This is a genomic window from Veillonella sp. 20925_1_51 (genome assembly GCF_041431445.1).
Classification (GTDB): Bacteria; Bacillota; Negativicutes; order Veillonellales; family Veillonellaceae; genus Veillonella; species Veillonella nakazawae.
Window position 1 is genome coordinate 16,276 of record NZ_JAPVXT010000005.1, and the last position, 12,715, is coordinate 28,990.

Consider the following 12,715-nt stretch of genomic DNA (forward strand, 5'->3'; position numbering starts at 1 on the left):
CCTATTATTGACATAGGTATTTAAATAATGTAATATAATCACATAATCATATTAAGTTAGTAGGAATAAGTGAGGGATATCACAGTAGCTTTCAAAATAAGAATTGTAAAGCGAATCGAGATGACCTCTATAGGAGTATAGAATGAGTGAACACGTAGATGTAAGCAACATCAAGGATCCTAGTATCGCGGCAGCTCGAAAAGAAGTTGAGTTCCAACGTGCTATGAATCCTTGTCCTATCGATTTTTCTGAGTTTCAGTCTAGTAATCCTCGTTCTCAAGGGGAGCAAAAGGAGTATGAAGGTAAAGATGCATCGAATTTTAACCGTCGTCAAAAATATTCTGATAGCGAAGAACCTCAATTCACAACACCTTTTGGGAGTGAACCAGGGCTTCTACCTGTAGAAAAAGATCGTTACCGTCTTGTATGGTCTAAGCATTGTCCTTGGGCTCACCGCATTGCCATCGCCATCGATTTGCTTGGCTTAGATACAGTAATCTCTAAAGGCACTGTTGATCCATTGCGTCCAGCAGGCGTTATTGCAGACTGGTTCTTTACCCTTGATAAAGACGAAAAGGACCCTGTATTGGGCATTCACTCCTTAGGTGAAGCGTACCGCAAAGGCGACCCTAACTACGACGCACGTTCCACAGTACCAGCTATCGTAGATGTTACAACTGGTGCGGTAGTAAACAACGATTACCATGCGTTGACTACAGAATTAGCATTGGGCTTCAAAGATTTCATCTCTCCTGATGCTCCAGATATTTACCCAGAAGAATTGCGTGCCGATATCGATGCATTGAACGTTATCATCTACGCTGACTTCAACTTGGCGGTAAACTTGGCAGCTCTCGTAACAAACCAAAAAGATTACGAATACTACTATGACCGTATCTTTGCTCGCTTAGACTGGCTCGAAGAACGCCTTAGCAAGCAACGTTACTTGATGGGTGATACTATTACAGATCCAGATATCCGTATCTTCCCAACATTGGCACGCTTTGACCTTGTGTTCTACCAAAAATACTTGGTTAACAAAAAACGCCTCGTGGACTATCCAAACCTTTGGAACTACGCGAAGGACTTATACTCCAACCCAGCATTCGGGGGCACAACAGACTTTGACTCCATGCGTAAACGTTTCTACTATGTAGACCATACGCCATTTGAAGATCTACCACGCCTTGTTCCAAAAGGTCCAGACGACTCCATTTGGTTAGAACCAAATGACCGTGCTGAAAAATTTGGTAAATAATAGATTAATGTTAAATAACTGAAAGGGAACCCATGGATTTAGTAACACAGACGATTGTGAACTACATAGAACAAACGGATGTGACGAACCGTGAGGACCTCCTATCAGTGGCTCGCATTGCTTTTCTAGATTATCTGGCGTCCTTAGCCTCCGCTGAGACGGAACAAGCCGTTCAGGACTTAGCTCAGTTTATAGGGTCTAATCAAAATATAACTGTTAATCAGGATACATCTACTAATCAGAATAAAACAGCTAATCAGGATAAAACAGCTAATGTAGATGGTTATGACAGCTATTTAACCGTTAAACGAGCCGACAAGGCTCTGTATTATGGATTCGCCTCGCATTATCTAGATTTTGATGATGCCCAGGCAAATTTGGCGGGTCACTTTAGTACTGTTTTATATTCTGCTCTACTAGCAGTGCTGGATCCCACCGATACGTGGCATGATTTTCTTCATGCCTATATCATCGGGGCCGAGTTAGAGGGTATCATTGGTTCTCTCATCAATCCTGCCCATCGGACCCAAGGATGGCATTCTACGGGGACCGTTGGTGTTATTGGGGCGGCGGCCGCTATAGGCGCTTTGCGAGGCCTTCATGGTGAAAGCTTGGCTCAGCTCCTGTCTCTGGCTGCTACTCAATCGGCGGGCATGTTCTTTCAAAGTGGTACAGATGGTAAGCCGCTCCATGCGGGACTAGCAGCACGCAATGGCGTATGGGCTTACGAACTGTTACAACATACATCACTTCAAACAAGTACAAAACCATTTGACCCTGAACGGGGTTGGTTTAAGACCATCGGTAATATTACTGTTACATCAAATGACATCGCTAGTCGTTGGCTAGCGCCAGGGCAACTCATTGACCCTGGTTTATGGATGAAAGTCCACCCGTATTGCTCGGCAGCTATTTGTGGCGCTGAAGCAGCAGAAACCGTGGCACATAGTATATATACTACATCTTCTTCGTATGTGTCTAAGCACTACAACGTTTCACCAGATGCAGAGGAGCAAGGTAAACGTAGACTATGTGCCACCCTCGTTTCTTCCCTTTGGGATGATATAGATAGAGTTACTGTACACTTCCCGCCTGGTGCTGATGCAGCATTGCGGTATACAGCGCCAACAACAGGTCGAGAAGGGCAGTTTTCCATAGAGTACATCGTGTACCAAGTCCTTGCGTATGGAGCGGTACAGGATGAACTATTTAAGATTGATAGCATAGACCAATCAGTACGAGACTATATGAATCGTATAGAACGTGTCTATGACTTGCCGAAGGTATCCCAAACAGAGCGGATTACAAAGGTAACCGTTACCTTAAAGAATGGAGAGACTTTCACAGAGACGGTGAGCAATCCGAAAGGATCACCGAATAATCCTCTTACATTAGAGGATATACGCATTAAATTAGGTCTCACCTTAGAGACAAAACAAATAGATAGAATGATTGAGGCTTTTACCAATACTGATAAGGTAGAGCCATTCTTGCTAACATTGCGAAAAGAAGGAGTTTTACATGTTTAATACAAAGAAATTGACGAAATTATTCGCCATCGGCGCATTGGCACTAGGCGTGCTCGTTGTAGCTGGCTGTGGCGATGATACATCTAAGGAAGCGAAAGTAAATCCAGATGCTAAAGTAGTTAACGTAGCTACACGCGGTACAGTTCGCCCGTATTCCTACACAGATGATAACGGCAACCTTACAGGTTTTGACGTAGAGTTGTTGAAAGAAATTGAACGTCGTAATCCAGACCTTCACTTCAACTTCAAGCCTATGGCTGTTGATGCTGCCTTCGTAGCGATGGATGCAGGCCAAGTGGATATGATTGCGAACCAAATGCGCCGCAATCCTACACGTGAAGCAAAATACTACTACACAAATGAGGTTAACAACTACTCCACACGTAAATTAGTAGTTAAAAACGACCGCAATGACATTTCTAAACTAGATGATTTGAAAGGCAAAAAAATCGCCGTTACTACATCCTCTGAGTTTAATGAATTGGTAAAACAATTCAACGAAACAGCTAATCCACCAATTGACATTATCTACACAGATAAAGCAGGTGCTGAAACATTGAACCTCGTTGCTACAGGTCGTGCCGATGCAGCTGGTGAGTACGAATACGTAATTAACTCTGCTATTAAGGACCGTGGCTTACCACTCAAAGCCGTAGGCGATGTATTGGCAGTAGTACCAACCTACTTCTTGTCTAAACGGACAGACGACATGAAACAAGTAAACGAAAAAATCGATAAAACGATGAAAGAAATGCGTGCTGATGGTACGTTGAAAAAACTTTCTGAACAATATCTTGGTGGGGATTACACATTCGATCCAACACAAAAATAACGAATAGGCCGCCTTGGCGGCCTTATTCTATTATGTCTAGAAGCGAGGTGCTACTGTGGGCAAGTATTTTGATGTGTCCTACATGATCCAAGCGTTTCCACAGCTCTTGAATTATGTGCACGTAACGGTGCTCATTACCGTTATTTCTGCCATCTTAGGTGTTATTTTAGGCTCTATCATAGCCATCATTCGCCTCAAGAAGGTACCAGTATTAAACCAATTATTTATCGTATTTATATCCTTTATGCGGGGCACTCCATTCTTGGTACAGCTGTTCCTCATATACTTTGGGGTGCCAGAAATCATGTCCCATATGGGGCTTAACATGAGAAATGTGCCGGGCCTCGTATTTGTATACGCCGTGTTTACATTGCATATTGCGGCGTATAGTGCCGAAATCATGCGCTCCAGTATCGATGCGGTGGCTCCTGGTGAGAAGGAAGCTGCTAAGAGCCTTGGTATGACCGAGTTCCAAAGCTATGTGCGCATCATCTTGCCGCAGGCTTTCACTATGAGCATTCCACCGTTGACGAACCTCGTTATCGGCATGTTGAAAGGGACGGCGCTCATCTTTAACGTCGGCGTTGTAGATATGATGCGTAAGGCGGACCTCATGGGCGGCAATAGCCAGCGTTATCTTGAGTTATTCGTAGATGCAGCCATCATTTACGGCATATTAATTATCATCGTGTCCCTCTTGGGCCGATTGCTTGAAAAACGTTTTACCGTTGCGGGCAAGGAAACGCAACGCATTTTGATCAGTGAGGAGTAGGGGCTTATGGGACATATTATTGATTCAACCTATATTTATGGCACCTTCTTTGCTGTCATTCCTTATGTGAAAGTAACCCTCATGATCACCTTCCTCAGTGTTGGTTTGGGTACAATCCTAGGACTATTAAGTTGCGTGCTACAACAAAATAAAGTACCTGTGCTCAGTCAGCTCAGCTATTTGTACGTATTGTTGTGCCGTAGTATTCCGAACATGGTTCTCTTATACCTCGTGTACTATGGCTTGCCAATTCTTTTCCTCGCCTTAGAGGATCAAACAGGGGTGCATGTGCCTTTTGAAAAGGTGCCAGCTACCTTTGTAGCCGTTGTAGGCTTAACCTTACACACAGGGGCGTATTTGAGTGAAATCTTCCGGGCTGCTTTACAATCTGTACCGAAAGGGCAAATGGAAGCGGCTCAAGCCATCGGTATGACTTGGTTCCAAGCGTTCCGTCGCATTGTATTGCCACAAGCGACAGTCTTTGCGTTGCCACTATTTACGAACCAATTCCTTAACACTATGAAGAGTACGAGCATCGTATTCGTCATCACGGTTATTGAATTGTTTGGCGCTGCAAAGTTATATACAGAAGAAAATTCACAGTATTTTGAGGCCTACATCGTGGTGGCCGGTCTATTCTGGGTGATGGGGATTGTCTTTGAATTTATCTTCCATCGTTTAGAAATCTATGCAAGCAAGTATAAACGAGGTAATGCATTATGATAGATATTAAACAAGTTCACAAATCCTTCGGGAACCGTGAAATTTTAAAGGGCATCGACCTACATGTGCCAACGGGATCTGTAACGGTTATCCTTGGCCCATCTGGTAGTGGTAAGACGACGTTCCTTAGAACGCTTAACTTCCTTGAAAAGGCCGATGCAGGGACAATGCAATTAAATGATATTTCCGTAGACTTACATAAAGCATCTAACAAGGAAATCTTAAACGTCCGCCGTAACACATCCATGGTATTCCAGTCTTATAACTTGTTCTCCAATAAAACAGTTATTGAAAACATCATGGAAGGCCTTGTAACAGTTAAGAAAATGAAAAAATCTGAGGCCCGTGAAATTGCGCAACGCTTCCTCAAGGAAGTAGGTATGGAAGGCTATGATGATTACTATCCAGTACAACTTTCTGGTGGTCAACAACAACGTATTGGTATCGCTCGTGCCCTTGCGATGGACCCAGAGGTTATCCTCTTTGATGAACCTACATCTGCTCTCGATCCAGAGCTCGTAGGTGAAGTATTGGCTGTAATTCGCAAGATTGCGAAAGAACTCAAGGTTACGATGATTATCGTAACTCATGAAATTGGCTTTGCCAAAGAAGTGGCGGACCAAGTCGTATTCATGGAAGGCGGCGTCATCGTAGAACAAGGGGACCCTAAGGTTGTCCTTGAACATCCAAAAGAAGAACGAACACGCAAATTCTTGAGCCGTTACCTTACACTAGATAGTGAACAACCTCTAGATAGCGCAGCACTTTAAACGAGGTACATATGAAAGAATTTAGACAGTTAACCGTAGATGATGCAGCTGAGTATCATGAGGTGTTGATTGCGGGCTATGCGGAGAATAAGAACTATCCTATATCCTTTGATGCCATCAACTTTAGCCAAGAAGAGTCGCGGGCGTGGATCTTAAAATATCCTGTATTTGGTCTCTACGTAGATGGCTCCTTGGTATGCTCTATTTCATTCCGTATGCCTTGGATCCCAAAAGCTACGCCAGATGTATATCCGCACATTGCACACTTCGTGACGGCCCCTGAACATAAGGGAAAGGGCTATGCTCGTGAAGTCCTAGCTGAAGCAGAAGACCTATTGCGCAATGTATATAAAACACCAGCCGTAACATTAGGTACGGCTGCAGAACACCCATGGCTTGCCAAAATGTATGAAGGCTTTGGCTTTAAAGAATATAAACGAACACAACTACCTGGGAAGGTACATACCACTATATTCTTTAAGAAAACACTGTAAGAGGAACTCTAATTTGGAGTGCTACCATACAAATAGCGACTAGTTAAGCTAATCAACTAGTCGCTATTTTATTTCTAGTTACTATTTTGTTAATACATGTAATGTTATAATAAATAGAAATATTACTATTTGTGGAGTGTGAATAGGATGTATGAAATCGTAAATGAACCTAATTTAACCATTGCTTTTGATATGGATACAGAATTATCTCAATTTGGTGTGTTTGGCGTATATATTAAACAGGGCTACAATATCTGTGCTGGGTACATTGACCCTAGTGACTGGTCTGGTATTCATAGGGGATACAAAGAATTAGTTGAGCTATATGAAAACTGTAAAGGAAAAGCAACCTTTACTTATGTGTTAACTGGAGAAGGGGATACGCTTACATTCTCGTTAGATCAAAAGGGTGCTCTAACGATGGAGATTAACATCTGTACCACTTATAATTACAAATGTAATATGACTATTGAAAGTTTAGATCAAACGTATTTGCCAAAGTTTATTGAGTTCTTTAAAGTGTTTTTAGAGAAAGAGCCGAAATAAAAAGAGTCGCGTCTTTAAGATGCGACTCTTTTTCTGTACCCAGTTTCTATATACAATTATTTTGTAACAACTTTAAGATCTACAGGGATTTTAGCTTCTACAGCTTCGCCTTTGATAACTTTTTGAGCTGTATCAATAGCGATTTTACCCATTTGGTCTGGTTGTTGAGCAATTGTTGCAGCCAATGTGCCGTCTTTAACAGCTTTGTCTGCATCAGCAGTACCGTCAAAGCCTACGATGAAGATTGTTTTGCCTGCGGATTTAGCTGCTTGGATAGCGCCCAATGCCATTTCGTCGTTATGAGCGAAGATAGCTTGTACATCAGGGTTAGCTTGCAAGATATTTGTTGCTACGTTCAAACCTTTTGTACGGTCGAAGTCAGCACTTTGTTTTGCTACTACTGTTAAGTCTTTGTCAGCTACGTTGTGGAAACCTTGGCCACGTTCACGAGTTGCGGAAGCACCAGGGATACCTTCGATTTCTGCAACTTTTGCAGCTTTGCCTACTTTATCAACGATAAGTTGAGCTGCCATTTCGCCACCTTTTACGTTATCGGAAGCGATGTGAGCTACTACTTTGCCTTTGTCAGCAGAGCGGTCAACAGTGATTACAGGAATGTTTTTAGCATTTGCTGCTTCTACGGAAGTAGAGATAGCTGCAGAGTCTACAGGGTTGATGATCAATACGGAAACACCGCTTTCAAGCAAGTCGGAAATGTCGTTTGCTTGTTTTGCAGGGTCGTTTTGAGCATCAACGATTTTAACTTTAAGACCAAGCGCTTTAGCTTGAGCCTCAACGCCTTCTTTCATAGTTACGAAGAATGGGTTGTTCAATGTGGAAACAGAGAAGCCGATCGTGCCGGATTTTTTGTCGCCGCCGTTATCAGCGCTTTTACCACAGCCTGCTACAAGACCGATAACCATGATAGCCATCGCCAACAGTAACAATAGTTTTTTCATAGGAACCTCCTAGGCTTTCTTGCGGTCTGCAAGAACCGCCAATAAAATGACAATACCTTTTACAACTTGTTGATAGAAACTGGAAACGTCGAGAATATTTAACCCGTTGTTGAGGGTACCGATAATGAGGGCACCGATTAATGTGCCAACGATATGACCACGACCACCAGCAAGGCTTGTGCCGCCAAGAACTACGGCTGCGATAGCGTCGAGTTCGTAGCCTGCACCTGCTGTAGGTTGTGCAGAGTTAAGACGAGATGTGATGATTGCACCCGCGATACCACAGAGCATACCGGTTAAGGCATACACGAAGATTTTAACGCGGTCAATCTTGATACCAGCAATGTAACTTACCTTTTCACTACCACCTACGGCGTATGTTTTACGTCCTAAGGACGTGCGGCTCAATACGAACCAGAGGATGATGAAAGCTAGGAACATTGTGATAGCTGGAACTGGGAGGCCTGCAATATCTCCTTGGCCAAAGCCGTGGAATAGAGGGTCTTGGGTAAGGCCAGAGATTGGATTGCCGTCCGTGAATACTAAAGTCGCACCACGGTAGATGGTCATGGTCGCCAAGGTAGCGATAAATGGAGCTACGCGGCCATAAGTAATAACGAGACCGTTAATACCACCCAATACAAGACCAGCACCTGCAGCTAAGAAGATAGCCAATACAGGGTCAGTACCAGTTACGATGAGATTGGCCATCACTGCACTGGAGAGGGCGAGGATGGAACCAACGGATAAGTCGATACCGCCTGTTAAGATGACGAAGGTCATACCAAAGGCGATGATCGCATTGATGGATACTTGGCGCAACAAGTTACGCAAGTTAGAGAATTCAAGGAAACTGTCGTTCATGACAGAGATAATTACAAATAATAGGATGAGGCCGATGAGGGGGCCTAATTTTTTTACATATTGTAGCGCTTTGCTGTCCATTATTGTCCTCCTGTGGCTAATGTCATAATCGATTCTGGTGTTGCATCGCTGCGGTCCAAGATACCTGCTACGCGACCTTCATGAATGACCATAACGCGGTCGCTCATGCCGAGCACTTCAGGTAACTCAGAGGACACCATGATAATGGACACACCATCGTTCGTTAATTCATTCATTAAATCATAAATATCACGTTTCGCACCGATATCGATACCGCGTGTCGGTTCGTCCATGATGATAATGGATGGCTTTTTACCAACCCATTTTGCGATAACTACTTTTTGTTGGTTACCACCGGATAGGGACGATGCCGGTTCGTGAATAGATTGTGTTTTAACGCCTAGTTTTTTAGACAATTCGTCAGCAAAGGAATTGAGCTTGTTGCTATCTAGTATATGAGATGGGCAAATTTCGCCAAGGTTCGGCAAGGTAATGTTGGAACCGATGGAGAAATCGAGGATCAAGCCTTCGCTCTTTCTATTTTCTGTGATGAAAGCAATGCCAGCTTTGATGGCATCTTCTGGTTTTTTACAGTTGAGAACGGAGCCGTTAACTGTTACGGTGCCGCCATTATGTTTATCTACACCGAAAATGGCGCGCATAATTTCTGTACGGCCAGCGCCCATGAGGCCTGCTACGCCAAGGATTTCGCCTTTGCGCAAGAAGAAGGAAATATTGTTATCAAAACCTTCTGGTTTGAGGTTGTCCACGCTCATCACCACTTCGCCTGGTGTTGTGGTGCGAGCAGGGTAGAACTCGTCGATAGAACGGCCTACCATGTGGCGTACTACTTCGTCTACAGAAATCTCAGATGTTGGTTTAGTGATGATGGTGTGACCATCACGCATAACCGTAATTGTATCACATTCACTAAATACCTCTTCCATACGGTGAGAGATATATACGATAGCAACGCCGCGTGCTTTCATTTTGCGCATCATATTAAACAATGTCGCCGTTTCACGCTCTGTAAGGGCTGCTGTTGGTTCGTCCATGATGACAACCTTTGCATCTAACATCAAGATGCGGAGGATTTCTGTCATTTGTTGGTGACCAACGGAGCAAAGGCCCGCCTCAGTTGTGAGGGGCAACTCGATGCCTAGTTCGCGACATGTATTTTCCGCCTCAGCGAGCATTGCCTTTTTATCGAGCATGCCAAATTTATTGCGCTTTGGTCTCATTAAATATAGGTTTTCTAACAATGTTAGGTTTGGCCAAATGTTGAGCTCTTGGTGGATGAAAGCCACACCGTTTAGCTCGGCTTCTCTCGGGTTCGGGAAGGTGCGCTCTACGCCGTTGATGGTGATGGTACCAGCGTCTGCCTTGTGAATACCCGTAAGGATATTCATGAGGGTGGACTTGCCAGCCCCGTTTTCGCCCATCAAGGCGTGAACTTCGCCCTCCTTGAGGGTAATACTTACATCGCGCAGTACTTGGTTCGTACCAAATGCCTTCGCAATGCCTGACATAACAATTTCCATAACTACTCCTATATGATTGGTGAAAGTATCGTTTACACTTATGTGCTGCGTTTTGTATGCGATTATCCTACGGACGGTCGCTGAAAATACAATCGGCGCGCAAGATAATGTTGGCATACGGAGACGCTTCACCAGTTCTAATAATGCATTTGCATTGTTTTGTAGCTTCTTTGAAAGCTTCATGGCTTGTTTCGATCCATTCATATTGATCGGATGGGAAGGTAGACTCCAAGAAGTTGTAAGCCTTTGGATTATTTTCTTTAATTTCTGTTGCCACATGAACTGCTTCGGATTTCATATGCTTAGCGATGACGGATACTACTTGCTCAAAGCTTGGTACACCAAAATCTAAGGCTAAGTCAATCTTTTGAACCCCTTCAGGTACTGGTAAGCCACAGTCGGAGATACAAATTGTATCTGTGTGACCTAAATCAGCAAGCACCTTAGCAATATGGCTATTTAAAATGCCGTGTCGTTGCATGGTAAACTCCTTATCTATTCAATATGTTAATTCTCAGCCAAGAATGCAGCAACCTCATCCTTCGTAGGCATACCACCTTGGGCGCCCAAGCGTTGGATGGAGAGGGCTGCGGCTGCGTTGCCGTAGTGCAATGCATCGGCTAAGCTTTTACCATTAACGATAGCCGTTGCAAAGGCACCGTTGAATGTATCGCCTGCGCCTGTTGTATCTACTGGATCAACCTTAAAGCCAGATACGGTGTGAATTTCACCATTATCTGCATAACCTACGCCCTTGCTGCCGAGGGTAACGATGATTTTGTTTTCATTTGCCAATAATGTTTCCTCTGTAGATTGGTTAGGGTAGAGGGCAGATAGCTCATGCTCATTTGGCGTAATATAGGTTGCTAATTCTAACCACTCTGGATTGAGGTCAGCCGCTGGAGCTGGATTTAAGAGGACTTTCACATTAGCCTCGTGACAACGACGAACGATGTATTCGATGGTGGGAATAGGAATTTCGTTTTGCACCATTACGAGATCTGCTTGCTCGATAGCAGACCAAGCGTTATCTACTACGCTTTTGTCAACCTTAGCATTAGCACCTGCAATGACAATGATGCTATTATCGCCTTCCGCCAATGTGATGTGGGCTGTACCTGTTGTAGTATTCGGCACAGTAACAATGTAATCTGTATTGATGAAATTTTCTTTTAGATTATCTAAAATCATTTGGCCGTATGCATCTTCGCCGATGCAGCCTACCATAGTAACCTCTGCACCGAGACGAGCAGCAGCTACCGCTTGGTTTGCACCTTTACCGCCGTGGGCGATGTGCAATTCGTTGCCCATGATTGTTTCGCCTGCCGCCGGACGTTTATCCGCGAGCACTACAATATCCATGTTGCAACTACCAATAACAACAATGCGATTCATAATAACTCCTTAATCAGCCTCAGCCCTAAGTGGGACTAAAAATGGATATCGTTAATTTTTATACATGAATTTTGCGATATTTCATACAACAAAATGTATATATAAATAGTATCGATAACCGCATAGGCGTTTACTTTCACATATCTATTAGTATAACTTAATCATTTATTAGTATAGCCTAAATACGAAAGTTTATCTATATAAATAACTATAAAATATGGGAATAAGAAAAGGTATATCCAAAATCTATATTACATGAGTAAAAATGTACTGATTAGATTTTGGATATACCTATTTGAATGGTTATTTTGTTATTGAAAAAGTATTGAATAAGGTGAAACGTTATAATCCATTTAGTATATTTACATAATCTTGTCGTTGATCAAGTATAGAGATTAAATAAATTGTTTTTGTTTCCTCTACAACTGTGTAGAAAATGATAAGTTTTTCTAAAATTAACATTCGAAAGTCGCTGTCATTAAGTGCTCTAATTTTAGGTTTAGCCCCCATATATGGATGGTTCATAAGATTTGAAATCGAATTTTGAATATTTTCTTTGACTTGTATAGCTGTTTCTTTTGAAAACTGCATAGCTATATAAAGTATTTGCTGATGTAGCTCTTTATTGAACTTTTCCGTAGGAATGATTGTGTAGGTTTGGGTTTTCATAGAGTTACCCCATTTGATCTAGCATTTTATCAATACTGCTGAAGGTTTCATCAAGTGTAGTGGTGCGACCTTGAATGATATCGTTTTGCCCTTCTACAAGAGAGGATAGTAATTCTATTTTTGACTTTAACATATTATATGTATTATAGCCGAGACTTACGGTATCACCACGACCATTTACAGTAATAATGGCAGCCTCATCTTTAAGTTGTAAGGATTTAGAAATTTCAGGATACTTATTTCGTAAATCAGAGGATGGTCGAATTGTTTCACGTAATATTCCCATAGTTATCTCCTTATAATTTTAAAAGTGTTAGTTCATTATTTATATACTGTAATTAT

At 42.7% G+C, this 12,715-nt stretch carries 15 protein-coding genes; 8 read left to right on the forward strand and 7 right to left on the reverse strand.

All coding sequences use genetic code 11. The annotated features are described in order from the left end of the window. The first annotated feature begins 142 nt into the window (after positions 1-142). The 8 genes from O3607_RS06445 to O3607_RS06480 all read left to right on the forward strand — a co-directional run bounded on the left by O3607_RS06445 (position 143) and on the right by O3607_RS06480 (position 6,924). Positions 143-1,258, forward strand: a complete 1,116-nt coding sequence (locus O3607_RS06445) for a glutathione S-transferase C-terminal domain-containing protein (RefSeq protein WP_295218732.1) — start codon at positions 143-145, stop codon at positions 1,256-1,258. A gap of 32 nt (positions 1,259-1,290) precedes the next feature. After that, positions 1,291-2,787 carry an MmgE/PrpD family protein gene (locus tag O3607_RS06450; protein WP_371443578.1) on the forward strand — a complete coding sequence of 499 codons (1,497 nt, stop codon included), beginning with the start codon at positions 1,291-1,293 and terminating at the stop codon, positions 2,785-2,787. Next, positions 2,780-3,619: a transporter substrate-binding domain-containing protein gene (locus tag O3607_RS06455; RefSeq protein ID WP_371443579.1), complete on the forward strand. Its 840-nt coding sequence runs from the start codon at positions 2,780-2,782 to the stop codon at positions 3,617-3,619. Before O3607_RS06450 ends, O3607_RS06455 begins: the two co-directional genes overlap by 8 nt. 55 nt (positions 3,620-3,674) lie before the next feature. Further along, a complete protein-coding gene (locus O3607_RS06460; RefSeq protein ID WP_265138279.1) occupies positions 3,675-4,391 on the forward strand; it encodes an amino acid ABC transporter permease in 717 nt (238 codons plus the stop codon). Between the two features lie 6 nt (positions 4,392-4,397). Beyond that, positions 4,398-5,114, forward strand: coding sequence for an amino acid ABC transporter permease (locus O3607_RS06465; protein WP_004694252.1), 717 nt, complete (start codon positions 4,398-4,400; stop codon positions 5,112-5,114). Beyond that, a complete protein-coding gene (locus tag O3607_RS06470; protein ID WP_287499694.1) occupies positions 5,111-5,884 on the forward strand; it encodes an amino acid ABC transporter ATP-binding protein in 774 nt (257 codons plus the stop codon). Before O3607_RS06465 ends, O3607_RS06470 begins: the two co-directional genes overlap by 4 nt. A gap of 11 nt (positions 5,885-5,895) precedes the next feature. Continuing rightward, positions 5,896-6,378: a GNAT family N-acetyltransferase gene (locus O3607_RS06475; RefSeq protein WP_077707931.1), complete on the forward strand. Its 483-nt coding sequence runs from the start codon at positions 5,896-5,898 to the stop codon at positions 6,376-6,378. A gap of 147 nt (positions 6,379-6,525) precedes the next feature. After that, positions 6,526-6,924, forward strand: a complete 399-nt coding sequence (locus tag O3607_RS06480; RefSeq protein ID WP_371443580.1) for a hypothetical protein — start codon at positions 6,526-6,528, stop codon at positions 6,922-6,924. A 56-nt stretch (positions 6,925-6,980) separates the two neighbouring features. On the opposite strand, the gene rbsB is transcribed toward O3607_RS06480, so the two are convergent. The 7 genes from rbsB to O3607_RS06515 form a co-directional block, all read right to left on the reverse strand. Further along, on the reverse strand, positions 6,981-7,883 hold the full coding sequence (gene rbsB, locus O3607_RS06485) for a ribose ABC transporter substrate-binding protein RbsB (RefSeq protein WP_060919259.1): 903 nt from the start codon (positions 7,881-7,883) through the stop codon (positions 6,981-6,983). A 9-nt stretch (positions 7,884-7,892) separates the two neighbouring features. Continuing rightward, positions 7,893-8,828, reverse strand: a complete 936-nt coding sequence (locus O3607_RS06490; protein WP_123138321.1) for an ABC transporter permease — start codon at positions 8,826-8,828, stop codon at positions 7,893-7,895. Further along, positions 8,828-10,309: a sugar ABC transporter ATP-binding protein gene (locus O3607_RS06495; RefSeq protein WP_316062152.1), complete on the reverse strand. Its 1,482-nt coding sequence runs from the start codon at positions 10,307-10,309 to the stop codon at positions 8,828-8,830. The genes O3607_RS06490 and O3607_RS06495 overlap by 1 nt, the downstream gene beginning before the upstream one ends. Before the next feature lie 67 nt (positions 10,310-10,376). Then, positions 10,377-10,790 (reverse strand): D-ribose pyranase, encoded by a 414-nt coding sequence (gene rbsD, locus O3607_RS06500; protein WP_005387472.1) that lies wholly within the window; start codon positions 10,788-10,790, stop codon positions 10,377-10,379. 26 nt (positions 10,791-10,816) lie between these two features. Then, positions 10,817-11,704, reverse strand: coding sequence for a ribokinase (gene rbsK / locus O3607_RS06505; RefSeq protein ID WP_005387473.1), 888 nt, complete (start codon positions 11,702-11,704; stop codon positions 10,817-10,819). Positions 11,705-12,046: 342 nt separating this feature from the next. Beyond that, positions 12,047-12,373 (reverse strand): type II toxin-antitoxin system RelE/ParE family toxin, encoded by a 327-nt coding sequence (locus O3607_RS06510; protein WP_005387474.1) that lies wholly within the window; start codon positions 12,371-12,373, stop codon positions 12,047-12,049. Positions 12,374-12,377: 4 nt separating this feature from the next. Then, positions 12,378-12,659 (reverse strand): type II toxin-antitoxin system Phd/YefM family antitoxin, encoded by a 282-nt coding sequence (locus O3607_RS06515; protein WP_005387475.1) that lies wholly within the window; start codon positions 12,657-12,659, stop codon positions 12,378-12,380. Between the last annotated feature and the right edge of the window lie 56 nt (positions 12,660-12,715).

Excerpts from the sequence above, each read along its gene's own strand:
- O3607_RS06445 (WP_295218732.1), top strand. The coding sequence starts at position 143 with ATGAGTGAACACGTAGATGTAAGCAACATCAAGGATCCTAGTATCGCG.
- O3607_RS06450 (WP_371443578.1), top strand. The coding sequence starts at position 1,291 with ATGGATTTAGTAACACAGACGATTGTGAACTACATAGAACAAACGGAT.
- O3607_RS06455 (WP_371443579.1), top strand. The coding sequence starts at position 2,780 with ATGTTTAATACAAAGAAATTGACGAAATTATTCGCCATCGGCGCATTG.
- O3607_RS06465 (WP_004694252.1), top strand. The coding sequence starts at position 4,398 with ATGGGACATATTATTGATTCAACCTATATTTATGGCACCTTCTTTGCT.
- O3607_RS06470 (WP_287499694.1), top strand. The coding sequence starts at position 5,111 with ATGATAGATATTAAACAAGTTCACAAATCCTTCGGGAACCGTGAAATT.
- O3607_RS06475 (WP_077707931.1), top strand. The coding sequence starts at position 5,896 with ATGAAAGAATTTAGACAGTTAACCGTAGATGATGCAGCTGAGTATCAT.
- O3607_RS06480 (WP_371443580.1), top strand. The coding sequence starts at position 6,526 with ATGTATGAAATCGTAAATGAACCTAATTTAACCATTGCTTTTGATATG.
- rbsB (WP_060919259.1), bottom strand. The coding sequence starts at position 7,883 with ATGAAAAAACTATTGTTACTGTTGGCGATGGCTATCATGGTTATCGGT.
- O3607_RS06490 (WP_123138321.1), bottom strand. The coding sequence starts at position 8,828 with ATGGACAGCAAAGCGCTACAATATGTAAAAAAATTAGGCCCCCTCATC.
- O3607_RS06495 (WP_316062152.1), bottom strand. The coding sequence starts at position 10,309 with ATGGAAATTGTTATGTCAGGCATTGCGAAGGCATTTGGTACGAACCAA.
- rbsD (WP_005387472.1), bottom strand. The coding sequence starts at position 10,790 with ATGCAACGACACGGCATTTTAAATAGCCATATTGCTAAGGTGCTTGCT.
- rbsK (WP_005387473.1), bottom strand. The coding sequence starts at position 11,704 with ATGAATCGCATTGTTGTTATTGGTAGTTGCAACATGGATATTGTAGTG.
- O3607_RS06510 (WP_005387474.1), bottom strand. The coding sequence starts at position 12,373 with ATGAAAACCCAAACCTACACAATCATTCCTACGGAAAAGTTCAATAAA.
- O3607_RS06515 (WP_005387475.1), bottom strand. The coding sequence starts at position 12,659 with ATGGGAATATTACGTGAAACAATTCGACCATCCTCTGATTTACGAAAT.